Raw genomic sequence first — 19,058 nt, 5'->3', positions numbered from 1 at the left:
GGAAACCTGCCATGAAACTGACTTCTACCCTGAATGCCGCTAGGCTGACGACCGGGCAAGCCATCTCCGTGCGAGTAGCGGGCACGACCACCTCCTGCCGTGGGCTGTTGCGCCCGGCGCTGACCCTGCTGGTGCTGCTGTCGGCGCTGACCGGGCTGGCCTATCCCGCGCTGGTGACCGGGCTGGCGCAGACCCTGTTTCCCTTTCAGGCCAACGGCAGTCTGGTGCGCGATGGTGAACGGGTGGTCGGCAGTGTGCTGATCGGCCAGTCGTTTACGGCAGCACATTACTTCCACGGCCGGCCATCGGCGACGGCCGAGCGTCCTTACAATGCCATGGCCTCGGGGGGCAGCAATCTGGGCCCGGCCAATCCGGAACTGGTCAGGCAGGTGCGCGAACGGATCGTGGCACTGGCGCCAGTGCCTGCCGGCCAGACGGTGCCGCTGGATCTGGTGACCAGTTCGGCCAGCGGGCTGGACCCGGACATTTCGCCGGCCGCGGCGTTCTACCAGGTGGCGCGGGTGGCCCGGGCGCGTGGCTTGCCCGAGGAGGCCGTGGCACAACTGGTGCGGGATTTGATCCAGCCGCCGCAATGGGGCATGTTTGGCGAGCCGCGCGTCAATGTGCTGCAACTCAACCGCCAGCTTGACCAGTTGGCGAGCCGTTAACCTGAACCAGACGGAAGCGTGGCCGTTTCATGGACGATTTGCGACCCGACCCCGACCGCCTGCTGGCTGCCTTGCAGGCCGACGAGCAGCGCGCTGCCCGTGGCAAGCTGACCATCTTCTTTGGCGCCTGCGCTGGCGTCGGCAAGACCTTTGCCATGTTGCAGGCACTCCGGCAGCAGCGGGAAGCCGGGTGCGAGGGGCTGGTCGGCATCGTGGAAACCCACGGCCGCCAGGAAACGGCCCGCCTGCTGGAGGGGCTGCCGATGCTGCCCTCCCGGCGGGTGGCCTATCGCGGGCATGATCTGGCCGAGTTTGATCTGGATGCGGCGCTGGCACTGCATCCGCCGCTGATCGTGGTCGACGAGCTGGCCCACAGCAACGTGGAAGGCAGTCGGCACCGCAAGCGCTGGCAGGATGTGGCCGAGCTGCTGGCGGCGGGGATTGATGTCTATACCGCGCTCAACGTGCAGCATCTGGAAAGCCTGAACGACATCGTGGCGGGCATTACCGGCATTCCGGTACGCGAAACCGTGCCGGACCGGGTGTTTGACGAGGCTGACGAGGTGCGGCTGGTGGATCTGCCGCCCGACGAGCTGCTGTCACGGCTGGCGGCAGGCAAGGTGTATCTGCCGGATGCAGCCGAGCGGGCCCGCCAGCATTTCTTCCGCAAGGGCAACCTGATTGCGTTGCGTGAACTGGCCCTGCGCCGCACCGCCGACCGGGTGGATGCGCAGATGCGCGCCTATCGGGCCGACCGCAACATCCAGCCGGTCTGGGAGGCACGGGATCGCCTCTTGGTGTGTGTGGGCGGGGAGGGCGGTGACCGGCTGGTACGCGAGGCGGCCCGGCTGGCGGCCCGCCTGCAAACCGACTGGATTGCCGTGCATGTCGATGCGCCCCGTGGCGGACGGCGCGTGCGTGAAGAGGCTTTGCAGGCGCTGAAGCTGGCGGCCAGTCTGGGGGCGGAAATCACCACCCTGTCCGGCGGGCAGGTGGAGGAAGTGCTGGCGGCCTATGCCCGCAGTCGCAATGCGACCAAGCTGCTGTGCGGTGTGCGGCCACAGTCCGGGCGCCGCTGGCGCTGGCAGCGGGCCTTGCCCGAGCGGATTGTCGCCCGGCATCCGGACCTGGACGTGATTCTGGTATCCAGCGGCGAGGCAGCCCGCACCGCGCCGCGCATCTGGCATCCCGGGCGGCCGGTGTGGCGCGACTATGGCTGGGCCACGCTGGCCTGTGCAGCCACTACGGTGCTGTCGGCCCTGCTGTTGCAGGTGTTTGCGCCGGCCAATGTCATCATGCTGTTGCTGTTGACGGTGGTGCTGGTGGCGATCCGCTGGGGGCGCGGGCCGGGGGCGTGGGCAGCCCTGCTGGCAGTCGGCTGTTTCGATTTCTTTTTTGTGCCGCCGTACTGGTCTTTTACGGTCAACGACACCCAGTACCTGTTTACCTTTGTGCTGATGCTGGGGGTGGCGCTGCTGATTGGCCAGCTGGCGGCCTCATTGCGTCAGGCGGCCGATATCGCCCAGTTGCGTGAGTTCCGGGCCAAGGCGCTGGCGCGGCTGGCGCGCGAGCTGTCGGGCGCCTTGCAGACCGAGCAGATCGTGTCGATTGCCACCGAACAGCTGGAGCCGCTGCTGACCGTCCGCATTGCTGTCTTGCTGCCGGATGCCCACGAAACGCTGAAAGCGGTCGGGGCGCTGCCGGTGGACCGGGAGGTGGCGCAATGGGTGTACGACAACCAGCAGGAGGCAGGCGCGGGGACGCAAACCCTGTCGGCTACCGACATCCGCTACGTGCCGCTCAAGGCGCCGATGCGTACCCGCGGGGTACTGGCATTGCAGCTGACCGACAGCCGGATGCCGGACGAACCGGAATGGCGGCACTTGCTGGATGGCTGCTGTGCCCAGATTGCGCTGGCGCTGGAGCGCGTTCATTACGTGGAAGTTGCGCAGGATGCGCTGGTGTCGATGGAGGGCGAGCGGATGCGCAATACGCTGCTGTCGGCAGTGTCACACGATCTGCGTACCCCGATCACCGCCATTGCCGGGCTGGCGGGCACACTGGAAAAAAAGCTGGCTGACCCGGCGCAGCAGGAACTGGCGCACGCCATCCATGGTGAGGCAACGCAGATGAACCGGCTGGTCAGCAACCTGCTCGACATGGCCCGCCTGCAAAGTGGCGGGGTCAAGTTGCGGCTGGACTGGCAATCGCTGGAAGAAGTGGTCGGTTCGGCACTGGGGCAGCTGCGGCCGGTACTGGCCCGGCATCCGGTGCAGGTTGCCTTGCCAGCGGAGCTGCCGCTGCTGGAGTTCGATGCCCTGCTGATCGAGCGGGTACTGGTCAACCTGCTGGATAATGCAGCCAAGTACACGCCGGTCGGCAGCGGTATCCGGATCAGTGCCCGGCTGGATAACGGATGGCTGCGGCTGCGGGTGGACGATGAGGGCCCCGGGTTGCCGGAACCGGCGGAGAGCCTGTTCCAGCCCTTTGTGCGCGGGGTACGGGAATCCGCGACTTCCGGTGCCGGGCTGGGGCTGGCCTTGTGCCGGCTGATCGTGGAGGCCCACGGTGGCACCATTGCCACGGAAAACCGGCATGAAGGCGGTGCCCGCTTTGTAGTGGCATTGCCGGTGAAAACTGCTGTTCCGGAAGAAATCGAATGAACCCGAGCCGCATCCTGATCGTTGAAGACGACCCGAATATCCGCAAGTTCCTGCGCGTGGCGCTGGAGGATGAAGGCCATGCGGTTTTTGAGGCGGAATCGGTCAAGCGTGGCCTGATCGAAGCGGCGTCACGGCAGCCTGACCTGCTGGTGGTCGATCTGGGATTGCCGGATGGTGATGGCAAGCAGCTGATCCGCGAGTTGCGCAGCTGGTCGTCGGCCGGCGTGCTGGTGCTGTCGGCCCGGGACCAGGAGGCAGAAAAGGTCGAGGCACTGGATGCCGGGGCCGACGATTACCTGGCCAAGCCGTTTGGCGTGCCGGAACTGCTGGCGCGGGTACGGGTACAGCTCCGGCGGCGTAGTGCGGCACCGGGGGCCGAAAGCGGGCGTTACCGCTTTGGCGAGGTGGAAGTGGACGTCAGTCTGCGCGAGGTGCGTCGTGGCGGAGAAATGGTGCACCTGACCCCCATCGAGTTTCGCCTGCTGTCGGTGTTGCTTCGCAATCACGGACGGGTGCTGACGCACCGGCAATTGTTGCAGGAGGTCTGGGGACCGAATCATGTGGAGCGGCAGCACTATGTGCGCATCTACATGGGCAACCTGAGGCAGAAGCTGGAACACGATCCGGCCCAGCCGGAATGCCTGTTGACCGAGTTGCAGGTGGGATACAGGCTGGCCGGGGTTTGTGCACTTTCGTAGTCATCCTGCGGCTTTGCCGGCGGCTTGTGTCTGGTAGTGGTGGGGCGTGAATGGCATCCCGCGACCAGAACCCCCGTTATTGCCGTCAAATTCCTGACCAGGCAGTCCGGAGTGCATGCGGGCTGGCAGGAATCATGCGCTGGTTCAGGTGTGCCTGGTTGCCGGAGACATCCGGTCAGTCCATGAATGACGAAGCCCGCTGGAAAGCAGGCTGGCAAGGGGCGGACGCAGTGGCGCAACTGTCCGGGATCAACCCCATAGCAGTGACGCCAGGTAGTCGGTCAGGGCGAACAATACGGGCGTTGACGCAATGAAGCAGGCCGTGACGATGGCCGCGATGGTCAGGTCATCTTGGTTCATGAGCAATCCTTGTTTTTTGATTATCTTAGATGATTGATCCGTACTTGCCTGTTTGTTCTGGCTATAGCCTGTATTGATCCTTTCATCCCCTACATCTGGGAAATCATCCAGACGGTCACCAGTGCCGCAGAAAAAGCCGTCGAAAGACTGATGCACTGTCCGAGGATGACAAACCGCCGGCGATAGATGGCGGCAATCATGCCGCGGGGTGTCAGGGTAAACATGCAAGCCTCCTGTCTATTCAAATATTCTTATTAGCTATTCTATAGGATAAAAATCCGCCTGTTTGCATAATTTCAGATGCCGTGCAGACTGCATTGTCCGTCGTGTTTGCAAAGCAGCTCTGGACAGTCTGCCCTGGCTCAATCTGCCTTGGCTGGAGACAACGCAGTTGTCGAAATTGCGGGCCCGGGTCATTCATGTCAAAAAGCGGCCGACCTGTAGCTGTCCAGGCGGGCGGGTGTAACTTCATTGCTCTCGCACGGGGCCTGGCCGGAAGTCCTTGCGTGGTCTCTGCCACAATCGTGCATGCAGCCTGTTGATTGCCATGCATGGTTCATCCGGCTGAAGCACGAGGTTTGCATCCCAATCCACGGGAAATTCAGCCTTGCGTAATTGCAATCAAGGCAATTGCACACCTTGCATGAGGCCTCCTGGATTCTGTCTGATGAAATGTTGAAAGCTTTTTAACAGTGATCAAGCTAGCTCCCTGCTTTTGATTGTCTCCTGATTGCTTTATCGGTTTTTCTCTGTAATCGTAAAGACTCCGGGCGCCTTGACCGACAGGTGTATTGAGCTTGTTGACAATACGCCATGGCTGGACGGACTTTTTACCGCCAATGAAATAAGCTCGGCCGTAGTCTGTTCCGGATCGTCGATTTTCCCGCGGATCAGCTCTGAAAACTCGTGAAAGCATGAGCTTTTTTTAGCCCATGGAGTTGCATTGCCTTCCGTATTCAGCTCAATGCACGACCCTGTTGTGATTTTCTGGTCATTTACTACGTTGACCTCATGTGTCAGCTTGTTCTCTTTGCCTGGTTGATCGTATTGTTCCTGGTTTTCCATTTCTGATACTGGTGGAAGGCTTGATTCAATTGCATTCAATTTCATCTGGATCACAATCAGGAACAACAAGATGGGTATGACGCCATATGCAGCTGACTTGATGTAACTTTTTTTGCTGTTTCCGTGTCCAGAGTAAAATATGCACCATATGCAAAGACTGCTGAATGGCCATGCAAGAAAACTGACGGTTAAATAGATACTTGGAAACATGCTGCCTGCCTTGATGGTTCGGATAGTTTTTATTTATGCTCGGCATGTCTTCATATGCCGCGGTCGTTAAAATATTAACCAATCAAACAATCCAGGACAATACGCCCATATTCATGGATTGTTAAAAATTCCATATGAATTGGTGGTGGCTAAACAATATAAAATGTTAATAAATCATGCTGGTTATTCAATATGTTTCGAATGATGCGTGCATGTGGTGGGTCTTGTTGGCCGAATAAACAAGAACGGTTTTTTTATTCGGCCATACGGGTTGATGCCTGGCGAGTGGCATCATTGCATCAGTGGCCGATACGGCGTGTCCGTACGGGATTCCTTGCTGGGCAAAGCATATGCAGGTCACGATCCGCCGGGTTGTCTGATAGCTGTTGGACGGCCCCTGGTTTCCACGAACTTCTGGTCTTTTTTGATATATGGTGCAATAATCATAAAACGACTCGACCAGTGGGGAAACATACATGCATTCACCAGACAAACCCGGGCGTGGCGGCGCCCGGGCAGGCGCCGGGCGGCCGGCAGGCTCCGGTCGCATTGATACCTCCGAGCCTTTGACCCAGATCCGGGTGCCGGTAGAGGACAAGGAGGCGGTCATCACGCTGGTCAAGGCACGGCAGGCGGCCCGGCTCGCCAGCATTGAGGAACTGGCCGGGCAATATCCGGGCGAAGTACTGCTGCCAGCCAGACTGGCACCGGTGCTGGGTATGCCGTTGCATGCCGCTGGCGTGCGCGCCGGCATGCCCAGCCCGGCAGATGACTATGTCGAAGACACGCTGGATCTCAACCACTACCTGATCGACGACGCGCCTTCCACTTTTCTGGTCCGGGCCAAAGGAGAGTCGATGACCGGTGCCCATGTGTTTGACGGCGACATCCTGGTGGTCGACAAAAGCCGGACTCCGTCCAGCGGCGACATCGTTGTGGCAGCCATAGAAGGCGAATTTACCGTTAAGCGCCTGCAACGGCAGGGCGGACGGGTCATCCTTAAGGCAGCCAATCCCGATTACCCCGACATCGTGCCCAGCTACGAGCAGGAGCTGGTGATCTGGGGCGTGGTAACCGGCTGCGTACGCCGTTTCTGAAGACAGGATACGTGCCGGAGCAGACGCAATCACCCGTGCGACAGGTACTTGTGCCTGCTCCGGATTCAGGCGGGATGCCTGAATCCGGGAGTCGTTATCAGAAAACCTGCCGCCCCTGTTTCCACACGCCCTGCACCAGTGGTGTGTCGGCATGGGCGCGTACCCGCACCAGGTCCGCCCGCTGGCCCACGGCAATTTCACCCCGGTCGGCCAGTCCGATGGCACGGGCCGGCGTGCGGCTGACGGTGGCAATGGCGGCCGGCAGTGTCCAGCTGGCCTGTTCCTGCAACAGGTACGCCGCGTGCAGCAGGCTAGCCGGCACATAGTCGCTGGAGAGGATATCGAGCAATCCGGCGCGGGCCAGTTCCACCGCCGCAACATTGCCCGAGTGCGAGCCACCCCGCACCACGTTGGGTGCCCCCATTACCGTCCACAGTCCTGCCTCGTGCGCTGCGGCAGCCGCAGCCCGGGTCGTCGGGAATTCCGAAATCACCACACCGTCCTGGCAGGCCAGCTCGATGTGCGCCGGGTCGGTATCGTCATGGCTGGCCAGCGCGATGCCGCGCACCCGTGCCATTTCCACCACCGCCGCATTGTGCGTGTCTGCATGGCGGGCCTGCATGGCGCGGCGCTCCGCCACGGCCGCCTCGAAAGTGTCGTCCGTCCAGTTCACTTTCTTCTTGGCGTAATACTTTTTGTATTGCGCCAGATCGCGGTACTGGCGCTGCCCCGGCGTGTGGTCCATGACCGACAGCAGCCGGACGGCCGGATGGTCGATCAGCGGGGCCAGTTCGGCCAGCAAGTCTGGATAGGCCAGTTCGCAGCGCAGGTGGATCAGGTGGTCGGCGCGGAACACGCCGGCTTCCTGGCCGGCATTGATGGCGGCAAAGGCGGTGTGAAGGGTTTCCAGCCGTACGCTTTCACCTTCCAGATCGCCGACGGACAGGGCATCCAGCACGGTGGTGATGCCGGCCGCCACGCACTGCGCATCGTGGGTGATGACAGCCGGCAACATCGGCCACAGCACGCCGTTGCGCGGCATCAGGTGTTTTTCCAGATTGTCGGTATGGACTTCCACCAGCCCGGGAATCAGGTCATCCCCGCCCAGGTCCAGACCGCACCCTTCCGGCAGCGGTTGCTCGTGAATGGCGGTAATCACCCCGTTGACGGTTTCCAGTGCTCCACGCTCGATCACGCGGTCAGCCAGAATCAGGCGGGCATGGTTGAACAGCTGGCTCATGCGGGAATCTCCTCGTCGCGTACCAACGGTACGGTAAACAGGCGGTCAGCGACCGCCGTGCGGGTGTCTTCATCGTGGAAAATGCCGACCAGCGCCGCGCCGCGTGCCTTGGCTTCGTTCATCAGCGCGATCACCACCTGACGGTTGCCGGCATCCAGCGAGGCCGTCGGCTCGTCCAGCAGCAGGACCGGGCGCGGCGCAATCATGCCGCGGGCAATGTTGATGCGCTGCTGCTCGCCGCCGGAAAACGTGGCCGGTGGCAGCGACCACAGCCGCTCGGGAATGTTCAGCCGGGCCAGCCATTCGCCGGCCACCAGGCGGGCTGCGGCCTGGGATTCGCCCCGTTCGACCAGCGGCTCGGCCACGATGTCGAGCGCGCCCACCCGCGGGATCACCCGCAGGAACTGGCTGACGTAGCCGAGGGTTTCGCGCCGCACTTCCACCACTTCGTGCGGCAGTGCCTGCGCCATGTCCACCCAGCGGTCGCGGTGACGGATGCGGATGCTGCCGCTCTGCACCAGATAGCTGGCGTACAGCGCTTTCAGGAACGTGCTTTTGCCCGCACCCGACGGGCCGGTCAGCGCCACGCATTCTCCGGCGGCCACTTGCAGCGACACGTCGGCCAGCACCGGCAGCTTCAGGCCGCCCTGCTGGTGCAGGACAAAGGTTTTGCCAATTCGGTTGGCGTCAATGAGTAAGGTCATGGCATCAGGCCTGCAAGATCGAAGAAACCAGAAGCTGGGTATACGGATGCTGCGGGTCGTCGAGGATCTGGTCGGTCAGCCCGGCCTCGACCACGCCGCCCTGCTGCATCACCAGCGTGCGATGGGCAAGCAGGCGGGCCACGCCCAGATCGTGGGTGACCATGATCACGGCAATGCCGAAGTCGTGGACCAGCCGGCGGGTCAGGTCGAGAAAGCGCGCCTGCACCGACACATCCAGCCCGCCGGTGGGCTCGTCCATGAACACCAGCCGCGGCCGGGTGACAAGGTTGCGGGCAATCTGCAAACGCTGCTGCATGCCGCCGGAAAACTGGTTCGGCGTGTCGTCCAGCCGTTCCGCACCGATTTCCACTTCGTCCAGCCAGTGCCCGGCAGTGGCGCGCAGTTCGCCATAGTGGCGCTCGCCCAGTGCCATCAGCCGTTCGCTGACATTGGCTCCGGCCGACACGTTCATGCGCAGCCCGTCGCGGGCATGCTGGGTGACAAAGCCCCATTCGGTCCGGGCCAGCCGGCGCCGGTCGGCCTCGGCCAGCCGGATCAGGTCGTGGCGCGTACCATGCTGGTCGACAAAGCCGACTTCGCCCGCATCGGCCGGCAGCCGTCCGGCAAGGGTGGAGAGCAGGGTGGACTTGCCCGAGCCGGACTCCCCGACGATGCACAGCACTTCGCCCGGATAGAGGTCAAAGCTGATGTCGCGGCAGCCCCAGCGCTGGCCATAGCGTTTGCCCAGCGAGCGGACGGAAAGGATGGGCGTCATGCGGGATTCTCCTGCCGGCTCTGGCAATGGTCGGTGTCGGAGCACACGAACAGGCGCTGGCCGGCGTTGTCGGTCACGATTTCGTCGAGATAGCTGCCAGTGTCGCCGCACAGCGCGCAGGCATGCGGCCAGCGCTGCACTTCAAACGGATGGTCGTCAAAGGCGAGGCTATCCACCCGGGTGTAGGGCGGAATCGCATACAGGCGCTTTTCCCGTCCGGCACCGAACAGCATCAGGGCCGGGCTCATGTCGAGCTTGGGGTTGTCGAATTTCGGAATCGGCGACGGCGAAGCGAGATAGCGGCCGTTCACCATCACCGGGTAGTCGTAGCTGGTGGCGATATGGCCAAAGCGGGCGATGTCCTCGTAGAGCTTGACGTGCATCAGCCCGTATTCCTGGTTGGCATGCATCTGGCGGGTTTCCACCTCGCTGGATTCCAGCGTGCGCAGCGGCTCCGGCTCCGGCACCTGGAACACCATGATCTGCCCTGCCTTCAGCGGGGTTTCCGGAATGCGGTGGCGGGTCTGGATGACGCTGGCGGCCGCCGTCTGCTCGGTGGTGGCAACACCGGCCACCCGGCTGAAAAAGCGGCGGATGTTCACCGCATTGGTGGTGTCGTCCGCGCCCTGGTCGATCACCTTGAGGGTGTCGTCCGCGCCCAGAATGCTGGCCGTCACCTGGATGCCGCCGGTGCCCCAGCCATACGGTAGCGGCATCTCCCGGCTGCCGAACGGCACCTGATAGCCCGGAATCGCCACCGCTTTCAGCAGGCCGCGCCTGATCATCCGCTTGGTGTGTTCGTCCAGAAAGGCAAAGTTGTACTGCCACGCGCGGTGGCTGGTGCAGGGGGTGCTCATGGGCGAACCTCCGGTTGGGAATCGAATCCGGCACGCAGGGTGCGCAGGAGCGAGAGTTCGGCCTGAAAATCAACGTAGTGCGGCAGCTTGAGATGCTGGACAAAGCCCGAGGCTTCCACGTTGTCGCTGTGGCACAGCACGAATTCGGCTTCCTGCGCTGGTGCCTGGTTCAGCTCTCCCAGTTCGGTGGCACGCAGGGCGCGGTCGACCAGCGCCATGGCCATGGCCTTGCGCTCGGCCTCGCCAAACGCCAGTCCGTAACCACGGGTGAACTGCGGCGGCACATCGGCGCTGCCCTTGAACTGGTTGATCATCTGGCATTCGGTCAGGATGATCTCGCCCACCGTCAGCGCGAAATCCAGCTCCTCCGGCTGAAAGCTGATTTCGACAGCGCCCATGCGGATTTCGCCGGCAAACGGGTGGCTCTCGGCGTAGCCGCGCTGGGTCGAATAAGCTAGACCCAGCAGCCAGCCTTCGTCACCCCGGGCAAGGTTTTGCAGGCGGGTGGCGCGGTCGGCCGGGAACATCAGCGGCGCCCGGGTCAGGTCGGCCGGAGCCGGATCACCGGGGGCTGGCAATTCCGGCTCGATCAGCCCTTCGGCGGCCAGCACGTCCAGCACCGGCGGCAGGGTGTCGTCGAGCGGCATGTCGCTGTCCGGCACCGGCGGCAGGCTGCCGGCACCCGCCAGGCTGAAATCCAGCAGGCGCTGGGTGTAGTCCGGCGTTGGGCCGAGCACCTGGCCGCCCGGCACATCCTTGAAGGTGCCGGACACCCGGCGGCGCACCCGCATGGCAGCGGTGTCGAGCGGCTGCGAATAACCGAAACGCGGCAGGGTGGTGCGAAAGGCTCGCAGCAGGAACACCGCTTCGACCACGTCGCCGGCGGCCTGTTTGAGGGCAAGGGCAGCGAGTTCTTCGTCGTACAGCGAGCCTTCCTGCATCACGCGGGCCACGGCCAGCCGCATCTGCTGGCGGATCTGCTCGAGTGACAGTTCCGGCACGGCCGTATCACCACGGCGGGCCCGTGCGAGCAGGTCGCAGGCATGGGAGATGGCGGTTTCACCGCCTTTTACGGCTACATACATCGCTCAGACCTCCGTCAGCCGGGTGGAACGCGGCAGTGCCATCACTTCGCCGGCACTGAACAGCAGCAGGTCGACCCCCAGCGGGAAGCGGGCTTCGGCCTGCTGGCGGGCCAGCCAGAATTCGCGCGGCAGTCCGCAGTCGCTGCTGCGGCGCGGGCGGGCCAATCCGGGGCCGCTGCCTTCGATGGGGCCACGGGCGGCAAAACCGGCCACTTCGACCAGCAAGGTGGCGGAACGGTCCGGATAGGCCGGTTCGCCCTGGCGCAGGCTGGCCAGGGACGGCAGGGCGCACCCCCGGCGTACCAGCACGAAATCGGCCTCCTCCGGTCTGTCCGTCAAGCGTACGCCGGTATGAAAGCGCAGCCATTCGGCCGTGGCAGGGGCGAGATCTGCAGCCAGGCTGACGTCGCCATCCAGCAGGGTGAGCAGGGCGGCAGCCGTGGCCGGATGCAGGTCGGCCGGCGGTTCGGGCGGCAAGACCGGCAGGGCGCGCGGCAGCAAAGGTTCGGCCATGGCGGCGAGCAGGGTGCGGAATACCTGCTGGGCGTCGTGCACAGGATTGTCAAATTGCGGCTGTAACATCATTCGCCTCGCACCATGGTGAAGAATTCGACCTTGCTGGCGGCGGCCTCGCGGCGTTCGGCTGCGCGGCGGGCTACCAGGGTGGCAGTCAGCGGTGCCAGCACCTGTCCGGCCAGCGTGGCGTGGCGGGCCGGGTCTTGCAGCAGGGCATCGGCCAGTGCGGCCAGCTCGGCGTGGCGCGGCTGGCTGCCCAGTACCCACGCATGGCCGGTAAAGGCGCCGACGTTGACGCTGGCGCGGGTCAGGCTGGCCTCGCCAAGGTTGAACCGGGCACCAGTGCCGCCGGCACGGCCTTGCAGCATGGCCAGCCCGGTTTCCGGGCGGCGCAGCCAGCGGCAGGCGGTGGCGTCGGGCAAAAGTGGAGAGAGCAGGGCGTCCAGCTCGGCTGGAGGGGCCAGCGCCAGAAGGCGCATCCACTGCTGGCGGGAGAGGGGCTCACACGTCATGGGTCGCTCGCTTCAGAAAAAATTCATATAAACGTATAGACGTATCCATCATAATCGTCGGGGTGGCATCATCACATCGCAGAACGGTGAATTTTTCGTGACAAACAGATGGCAGCCCGGCCGGGCTGGATGGAGACAACATGATTGAGCGGGGTTCCGGCGTGGCAGTCTGGCGCCAGATAGAAAACGAGCTGGCCGATGCCATTGCCCAGGGCAGTCTGGCGGCAGGTGAGCGGCTGCCCAACGAAATGCAACTGGCCGAACAGTTCGCCGTCAACCGGCACACCATCCGCCGTGCCGTGGCGGCACTGGTGGAACGCGGCGTGCTGCGGGTGGAGCAGGGGCGCGGCACGTTCGTGCAGGACAATGCCATCGACTATGCCATCAGCCGGCGCACGCGCTTTTCGCGCAACATGGCCCGGCAAAACCTGGACGCCAGCATCGAGATCATCAGCAGCGACACGCTGCCGGCCACGGCCGAACTGGCCGGGCTGCTGGAAGTGGCATCGGGCAGCCTGCTGTACCGCATCCGGACCCTCAGCCGGGTGGACGGGCGGCTGGTGGATACCTCGCTGGGATTTTTCCCGGCCGGACGGCTGCCGGGGTTTGCCGACCTCTATGCCGAAGAGAAATCGGTCACCCGCACGCTGGCACGCCTGAGCGTGGGGGATTACACCCGGCGCTTTACCCGTGTGACCGCGCGCCTGCCGGACAGCGAAATCCAGACCTTGCTGCACGTGCCCAAGACCCGGCCGGTGCTGCATGTGAAATCGCTCAACGTCGATGCCGATGGCGTGCCGGTGCAGTACGGGATCACCTGGTTCAACGGTGACCTGATCCAGCTGGTCATGGAAGCGGAGGAAGGCTGATGCGCTACGCGGTCTATCTTGCGCCACCACCGGCCAGCCGCTTCTGGCAACTGGGTTCGGCCTGGCTGGGGCGCGATGCTTGGCTGAACCGGCCGGTGGCTCTGCCTTCGGGGTGGTCTGCTGCCGATGCTGACCGGGTGGCTGCCGCTGCCCGTTATGGCTGGCATGCCACGCTGCGTGCTCCGTTCGCCCTTGCAGAAGGTGCGAGTGAGGCAGCCGTTCATGCCACGCTCCGCACGCTGGCCCGGCGTTTTGCCACGTTCGGGCTGACGCTGGCGCCTGCAACGCTCAACGGCTTTGCAGCCTTGCGTCCGGTATCCGGGCAGTCGCAGGTGGCAGAACTGGCAACAGCGGCGCTGCTGGCGCTGGATGCGCTGGCAGCACCGGCACCGCTGCGCACCGGCCTGTCGGCGCGCGAGGCCGAACTGTGCCGGCGCTGGGGGTATCCGTATGTATTCGAGTGCTATCGCTGCCATTTCACCCTGACCAGCCAGCTGGACGAAGTGGACATCCCGTCATGGCTTGCCCGGGCTGCAGCCCACTTTGACGGTGCCCTGTACCAGCCGGTGGAAGGGCTGGCCCTGTTTGTCGAACCGGAAGCGGGGGCGGCTTTCCGCTATGCCGCCTGGTATGGCTTTGATGGCCGGGAGTACGTCAATGCGGACTGAAACGGGGCAGTTGATCTACGTGATGGGGCCGTCGGGCGCCGGCAAGGACAGCCTGCTCGGCTATGCGCGCGAACGGCTGGCCGGGCAGCCGCTGGTGTTTGCCCACCGCTACATCACCCGGCCGGCGACTGCCGGCAGCGAAAACCATGTGGCACTCAGCGAGGCGGAATTTGCCCTGCGCGAAGCGCACGGCTGCTTTGCCCTGAGCTGGCGGCGCAACGGGCTGGCCTACGGGCTGGGCTGCGAAGTGACGGACTGGCTGGCTGCCGGGCTGGTGGTGGTGGTGAACGGTTCCCGCGCCGCGCTGCCGCAGGCCCGCCAGTGTTTTCCGGGGCTGAAACCGCTCTGGATTACCGCCAGCCCCGCCGTGCTGGCAGCCAGGCTGGCAGCCCGCGGACGCGAAAGCGCCGATGACATTGCTGCCCGGCTGGCGGCCTCGGCCGGATTCCGGCCGCCGGCGGATTGCCGGGTGCTGTGCAATGACGGCGAACTGGCCGTGGCGGGCGCCGAGCTGGTGGCGTGGCTGTCCTCGCATTGTCATCAACCCATCACGGCGTTGTAACGGACACGCTCTAGAGTAGGCGTATCGGATATCTGCCGGCCGCAATGTCCGTCCTTAAATGTCTATACGTCTACACAAGGAGCGTTGTCCATGTTGCTCAAGTCCCTGTTCGCTGCTGGCGGCATTGCCCTGTCGATGTCGGCAGCCGCTGCCACCACCCTGACCGTCTATACCGCGCTGGAACCGGACCAGCTCAAGTCCTACAAGGAAGCTTTTGAAAAAGCCAACCCGGATGTGCAGATCCGCTGGGTGCGCGAATCGACCGGCATCATCACCGCCCGGCTGATCGCGGAAAAGGCCCGCCCGCAGGCTGACGCGGTGTGGGGGCTGGCAGCCACCAGCCTGATGCAGCTCGACCAGCAGGGCATGTTGCAGCCCTATGCGCCCAAGGGACTGGCGGCACTCGACAAGCGTTATGTCGACAGCCACCAGCCGCCGCGCTGGGTCGGCATGGACGTGTGGGCGGCCACCGTGTGCTTCAACACGGTCGAGGCTGCCAAAAAAGGCCTGCCGAAGCCGGAAAGCTGGGAAGACCTGACTCGCCCGGTCTACAAAGGCCAGATCGTCATGCCGCACCCGGCTTCCAGCGGCACCGGTTTTCTGGACGTGTCGGCGTGGTTGCAGCACTTCGGTGACAAGAAGGGCTGGGACTACATGGACCGCCTGCACGTGAACATGGCGCAGTACGTCCATTCCGGTTCCAAGCCCTGCAAGATGGCCGCTTCGGGCGAATATCCGATCGGGATTTCGTTTGAATACCGGGGCGCCCAACTGAAGGACAAGGGCGCGCCGATCGATCTGGTGTACCCGAAGGAAGGGCTGGGCTGGGACATCGAAGCCACGGCGATCATGAAGGGTACGAAGAACCTCGCCGCCGCGCAGAAGCTGGCCGATTTTGCCGCCAGCCGCGAGGCCAACGAACTGTACGAAAAGAACTTTGCCGTGGTGGCCATGCCCGGCGTCGCCAAGCCGAGCCCGTACATCCCGGCCGATTACGCCCAGCGGCTGGTCAAGAACGACTTTGGCTGGGCCGCCCGCCAGCGCGACAGCATCCTGCGCGAATGGAGCCGCCGCTACGAAAGCAAGTCCGAACCCAAGCCCTGACCGTTTCGCCCATGCCGGCCGGCCCCTTCCGCGGGGCCGGCTTGGCGCAGGATGTTGCCATGCCCATGTCTATTGCTTCTGCCACCCGGCCGCATCTGGCCGTGCGTGGCCTCTCGCGCCATTACGGCGCCTTTACCGCGCTGGATGCCGTGTCGCTCGACATTGCCAAAGGCGAGTTCGTCTGCCTGCTCGGGCCGTCCGGCTGCGGCAAGACCACACTGCTGCGGCTGATCGCCGGGCTGGACGAACCGGACAGCGGTGACATCCGGCTGGCCGGCCGCGACATTACCCGCACCCCGCCGGCCGGACGCGATTACGGCATCGTGTTCCAGAGCTATGCGCTGTTTCCGAACCTGACCGTGGCGGCCAACATCGCCTATGGACTGCGGCCGCGCTGGCAAGCCGGGCGGCACCGCCAGCGGGTGCGCGAATTGCTCGACATGGTGGGACTGCCAGGCGCCGAGGACAAATACCCGTCCGAGCTCTCCGGTGGACAGCAGCAGCGGGTGGCGCTGGCACGGGCCCTGGCGACTTCGCCGGGTCTGCTGTTGCTGGACGAACCCCTGTCGGCGCTGGATGCGCGCGTGCGTGACCGCCTGCGCGAAGAACTCAAGCGCCTGCAAAAGAAACTTGGTGTGACCACGCTGATGGTGACGCACGACCAGGCCGAGGCACTGGCGATTGCCGACCGGGTGGTCGTAATGAACAAGGGGCGGATCGAACAGGTCGGCAGCCCGGCCGACATTTACCGCCGTCCGGCCAGCCGGTTCGTGGCCGAGTTTGTCGGGGAGGCCAACTGGCTGAATGGCGAGCGGGCCGGCGAGCGAAGCGTCAGGATCGGGCGGAAAACCCTGGCGCTGTCCGGCCGCCTGCCGGCCGGCGAGGCCCAGGCGCTGTTCGTGCGACCGGAGGACGTGATCCTGCACGAGCGCTGGGAAGAGGGAAGCAACCGGTTTCTGGCCGAGCTGACCGACATCAGTTTTGCCGGGGCGATGACCCAGTGCCGGCTGGCGCCACAGGGCATGCCCGGCGTGGAGCTGCGGGCGGATTTCTGCCCGTCGATGCTGTCGCGGCGGCCGGTGCGGCTGGGCGACACGGTAGCGGTCGAGCTGCCGGCCGATCGCTTGCTGGCGTATGCCGCAGACGGGAGGGCGGCATGAAGCTGGCGTTGCCGATGATCTGGCTGGCCGGCAAGGCCGAAGCGGAGCCGGTGCGCGAGCGCCGGGTCGGGTACGCGCTGGTATGGCTGTGGGTGGCCGTACTGGCAGCCTGCGTAGGTGTGCCGCTGCTGGCAATCGGCTGGCGCAGCGTGGTGCGGCTGGACGGCAGCTTTGCCGGCCTTGCGGCGTGGAGTGAGGTGCTGGCCACGCCGGGACTGATGCAGGCGGCGCAAAACAGCCTGCTGCTGGCGATCGGCAGCACGCTGCTGGTGGTGCCGCTGGCGTTTGCCTTTGCCTGGGCGCTGGTCCGCAGCTGCGCGCCGGTCCGCCCCTTGTTCCGGCAGGTGGCGCTGGTGCCCCTGCTGGCGCCGTCGCTGATGCCGGCGATTTCGCTGATCTACCTGTTCGGCAACCAGGGTCTGCTCAAGGACTGGATGGGCGGGGCCGGCATTTACGGTTTTGCCGGCATGCTGGCCGGCGAGGTGTTTTACACCTTTCCGCATGCGCTGATGATCATCCTGACCGCGCTGTCCACTGCCGATGCGCGGCTTTATGAGGCGGCCACCACGCTGGGCGCGGGCCGCCTGCGGCAGTTTTTCACCCTGACCCTGCCTGGCGCACGCTATGGCGTGGTGTCGGCGGCGCTGGTGGTGTTTACCCTGGTGATTACCGACTTCGGGGTGCCGAAGATCATCGGCGGTGATGTCAGCGTATTGGCGGTCGAGGTCTACAAGCAGGTCATCGGCCAGCAGCAGTTCGAGCGCGGGGCGGTGATCGGCATGCTGTTGCTGCTGCCGGCCGTGCTGGCGTTCTGGTGCGAGCGCCGGCTGGCGGCCCGGCAGCAGTCGGCCTTGCAGGCGCGCTCGGTGCGTTTCCGTCCGCAGCCGCTGTGGTGGCGCGACGGACTGGCCCTGTTGCTGCTGACCGGATTGTCGCTGGCGCTGCTGGGACTGCTGGGCGTAGGCATGGGGGCGTCGTTCATCCGTTACTGGCCTTACGACCTGACGCTGACGCTGGATCACTACGATTTTGACAGCGTCGGCGGCGAGGGCTGGCAGGCGTGGTTCAACAGCCTCTGGCTGGCCGGCGGGACGGCACTGGTCGGCTCGGTGCTGGTGTTTCCGGGGGCGGTGTGGGCCGAGCGGCTGAATCTGGCCGGCAGCGGTCGCCGGGTCTTGCGCCTCCTGGCCATGCTGCCGATGGCGGTGCCAGGGCTGGTACTGGGTCTGGGATATGTGTTCGTGTTCAACCAGCCCGGCAATCCGCTAGCGTGGCTGTATGGCAGCCTGCTCCTGATGACCGTGTGTACGGTGGCGCATTTCTATACCACGGCCCACCTGACCGCCACGACCGCCCTCAAGCAGCTGGACCCGGAGTTCGAAGCCGTGGCGGCATCGCTGAAAGTGCCGTTCTGGATCACCTTCTGGCGGGTCACGCTGCCGATGTGCCTGCCGGCCGTGATCGAAGTGGCGCGTTATTTCTTCGTGTCGGCGATGACGACCGTGTCGGCGCTGATCTTCCTGTATTCGCCGGACAGCAGCGTGGCTGCCCTGACCATCCTGACACTGGACGATGCCGGCGACACGGCGGCAGCGGCGGCGATGGCCACGCTGGTGGTGCTGACTTCGGCAGTGGTGTCGGCCGGTTTTTACTGGCTTGGCCGGCAGGTCAGGAATCCAGGCTAGGACCGGTGCCCCGGACTGCCTGCCTGCCGGCCGGGCAGGGCGTCCGGTGGCCTTGATGCACGGGCTGCCCGGTCTGATGGAGGAGCAGGCCCGGGAGATGTCCGTCAGGCATCCGTTGCCCGGAAGGGTCGCAGCTTGTCCGGGCAAGGCCGGGGCGGCTGGCAAGAGGCCGGGCTGGCCAGCCGGATGTTGCCTCTGGGAGTGGGCAGGGCATGCAGCGCACTGCCCGGAAAGTGTTGCATTCGTGCCCACGGCGGGTGATATACCGGCCTGCATTGCTGCCGGACTCCGGCTGGTGGCATGCGTGCCGGAGGTGGCTCGTTCACCGGCGGGAAAAGGGAGCCGATGCAGCGAAAGGCGAGGGTACTGGCATGTTTGCTACCACGGTTTTTCGTGCCAGTACCGGGCACGAGGCAGTCGTGACTGACATCATCGGCAAGGTGCCGGAAAATGCTCCGCCAGGCGGTGCATGCCTTGGATGACAAGGACTTACCGCCAGGCCAGGCGTGGAAATGCCTCGCTGGTCAAAAACAACATCTAGTGTCAAGACTTGTTGATCT

Annotated in this window: 19 protein-coding genes; 10 read left to right on the top strand and 9 right to left on the bottom strand. The window is 64.5% G+C overall.

Translation table 11 applies throughout. The features are described from left to right. Positions 1–11: 11 nt before the first annotated feature. The 3 genes from kdpC to kdpE are packed head-to-tail and all read left to right on the top strand — an operon-like array spanning position 12 to position 4,029. Positions 12–668 carry a potassium-transporting ATPase subunit KdpC gene (kdpC, locus tag G542_RS0109635; protein ID WP_244878698.1) on the top strand — a complete coding sequence of 219 codons (657 nt, stop codon included), beginning with the start codon at positions 12–14 and terminating at the stop codon, positions 666–668. Positions 669–697: 29 nt separating this feature from the next. After that, the gene (locus tag G542_RS0109630) at positions 698–3,331 is read left to right on the top strand and encodes a DUF4118 domain-containing protein (protein WP_027823982.1); all 2,634 of its coding nucleotides are present in this window, start codon (positions 698–700) and stop codon (positions 3,329–3,331) included. After that, a complete protein-coding gene (kdpE, locus tag G542_RS0109625; RefSeq protein WP_012697050.1) occupies positions 3,328–4,029 on the top strand; it encodes a two-component system response regulator KdpE in 702 nt (233 codons plus the stop codon). Before G542_RS0109630 ends, kdpE begins: the two co-directional genes overlap by 4 nt. 449 nt (positions 4,030–4,478) lie before the next feature. Here the strand turns inward: kdpE and G542_RS19510 are convergent, their stop codons facing one another. Continuing rightward, entirely contained in the window at positions 4,479–4,613 is a 135-nt protein-coding gene (locus G542_RS19510; RefSeq protein ID WP_264674102.1) for a hypothetical protein, read from the bottom strand. Positions 4,614–5,124: 511 nt separating this feature from the next. Continuing rightward, positions 5,125–5,523, bottom strand: coding sequence for a hypothetical protein (locus tag G542_RS18515; RefSeq protein WP_155826637.1), 399 nt, complete (start codon positions 5,521–5,523; stop codon positions 5,125–5,127). Positions 5,524–6,140: 617 nt separating this feature from the next. Between G542_RS18515 and G542_RS19240 the strand changes: the two genes are divergently transcribed. After that, complete coding sequence (locus G542_RS19240) at positions 6,141–6,761, top strand: LexA family protein (protein ID WP_012697052.1); 621 nt, start codon at positions 6,141–6,143, stop codon at positions 6,759–6,761. A 97-nt stretch (positions 6,762–6,858) separates the two neighbouring features. Here the strand turns inward: G542_RS19240 and G542_RS0109605 are convergent, their stop codons facing one another. From G542_RS0109605 to phnG, 7 genes are read right to left on the bottom strand one after another with little or no spacing between them, the layout of a single operon-like run. Further along, a complete protein-coding gene (locus tag G542_RS0109605; protein WP_012697053.1) occupies positions 6,859–8,001 on the bottom strand; it encodes an alpha-D-ribose 1-methylphosphonate 5-triphosphate diphosphatase in 1,143 nt (380 codons plus the stop codon). Continuing rightward, positions 7,998–8,705 carry a phosphonate C-P lyase system protein PhnL gene (gene phnL, locus G542_RS0109600; RefSeq protein ID WP_027823981.1) on the bottom strand — a complete coding sequence of 236 codons (708 nt, stop codon included), beginning with the start codon at positions 8,703–8,705 and terminating at the stop codon, positions 7,998–8,000. Before phnL ends, G542_RS0109605 begins: the two co-directional genes overlap by 4 nt. A gap of 4 nt (positions 8,706–8,709) precedes the next feature. After that, positions 8,710–9,480 carry a phosphonate C-P lyase system protein PhnK gene (phnK, locus tag G542_RS0109595; RefSeq protein ID WP_012697055.1) on the bottom strand — a complete coding sequence of 257 codons (771 nt, stop codon included), beginning with the start codon at positions 9,478–9,480 and terminating at the stop codon, positions 8,710–8,712. Further along, positions 9,477–10,337: an alpha-D-ribose 1-methylphosphonate 5-phosphate C-P-lyase PhnJ gene (locus tag G542_RS0109590; RefSeq protein WP_012697056.1), complete on the bottom strand. Its 861-nt coding sequence runs from the start codon at positions 10,335–10,337 to the stop codon at positions 9,477–9,479. Before G542_RS0109590 ends, phnK begins: the two co-directional genes overlap by 4 nt. Then, on the bottom strand, positions 10,334–11,422 hold the full coding sequence (locus tag G542_RS0109585; protein WP_012697057.1) for a carbon-phosphorus lyase complex subunit: 1,089 nt from the start codon (positions 11,420–11,422) through the stop codon (positions 10,334–10,336). The genes G542_RS0109590 and G542_RS0109585 overlap by 4 nt, the downstream gene beginning before the upstream one ends. Positions 11,423–11,425: 3 nt before the next feature. Further along, the gene (gene phnH / locus G542_RS0109580; RefSeq protein ID WP_012697058.1) at positions 11,426–12,004 is read right to left on the bottom strand and encodes a phosphonate C-P lyase system protein PhnH; all 579 of its coding nucleotides are present in this window, start codon (positions 12,002–12,004) and stop codon (positions 11,426–11,428) included. Then, positions 12,004–12,450: a phosphonate C-P lyase system protein PhnG gene (gene phnG, locus G542_RS0109575; RefSeq protein WP_012697059.1), complete on the bottom strand. Its 447-nt coding sequence runs from the start codon at positions 12,448–12,450 to the stop codon at positions 12,004–12,006. The genes phnH and phnG overlap by 1 nt, the downstream gene beginning before the upstream one ends. 140 nt (positions 12,451–12,590) lie before the next feature. On the opposite strand from phnG, the gene phnF reads away from it, so the two are divergent. From phnF to G542_RS0109545, 6 genes are all read left to right on the top strand, one after another. Beyond that, complete coding sequence (gene phnF / locus G542_RS0109570; protein WP_027823980.1) at positions 12,591–13,319, top strand: phosphonate metabolism transcriptional regulator PhnF; 729 nt, start codon at positions 12,591–12,593, stop codon at positions 13,317–13,319. Then, complete coding sequence (locus tag G542_RS0109565) at positions 13,319–13,987, top strand: DUF1045 domain-containing protein (RefSeq protein ID WP_027823979.1); 669 nt, start codon at positions 13,319–13,321, stop codon at positions 13,985–13,987. The genes phnF and G542_RS0109565 overlap by 1 nt, the downstream gene beginning before the upstream one ends. Then, positions 13,977–14,549, top strand: a complete 573-nt coding sequence (gene phnN, locus G542_RS0109560; protein WP_027823978.1) for a phosphonate metabolism protein/1,5-bisphosphokinase (PRPP-forming) PhnN — start codon at positions 13,977–13,979, stop codon at positions 14,547–14,549. Before G542_RS0109565 ends, phnN begins: the two co-directional genes overlap by 11 nt. A 90-nt stretch (positions 14,550–14,639) precedes the next feature. Continuing rightward, the gene (locus G542_RS0109555) at positions 14,640–15,653 is read left to right on the top strand and encodes a putative 2-aminoethylphosphonate ABC transporter substrate-binding protein (RefSeq protein ID WP_051189998.1); all 1,014 of its coding nucleotides are present in this window, start codon (positions 14,640–14,642) and stop codon (positions 15,651–15,653) included. Positions 15,654–15,718: 65 nt separating this feature from the next. Beyond that, positions 15,719–16,813, top strand: coding sequence for a putative 2-aminoethylphosphonate ABC transporter ATP-binding protein (locus G542_RS0109550; RefSeq protein ID WP_034985536.1), 1,095 nt, complete (start codon positions 15,719–15,721; stop codon positions 16,811–16,813). Then, the gene (locus tag G542_RS0109545) at positions 16,810–18,498 is read left to right on the top strand and encodes a putative 2-aminoethylphosphonate ABC transporter permease subunit (protein ID WP_027823976.1); all 1,689 of its coding nucleotides are present in this window, start codon (positions 16,810–16,812) and stop codon (positions 18,496–18,498) included. Before G542_RS0109550 ends, G542_RS0109545 begins: the two co-directional genes overlap by 4 nt. Positions 18,499–19,058: the final 560 nt, after the last annotated feature.

This window comes from Laribacter hongkongensis DSM 14985, from assembly GCF_000423285.1.
GTDB lineage: Bacteria > Pseudomonadota > Gammaproteobacteria > Burkholderiales > Aquaspirillaceae > Laribacter > Laribacter hongkongensis.
Note: the sequence above shows the minus strand (reverse complement) of the source record. Positions and strands in the feature narration are given on the sequence as shown.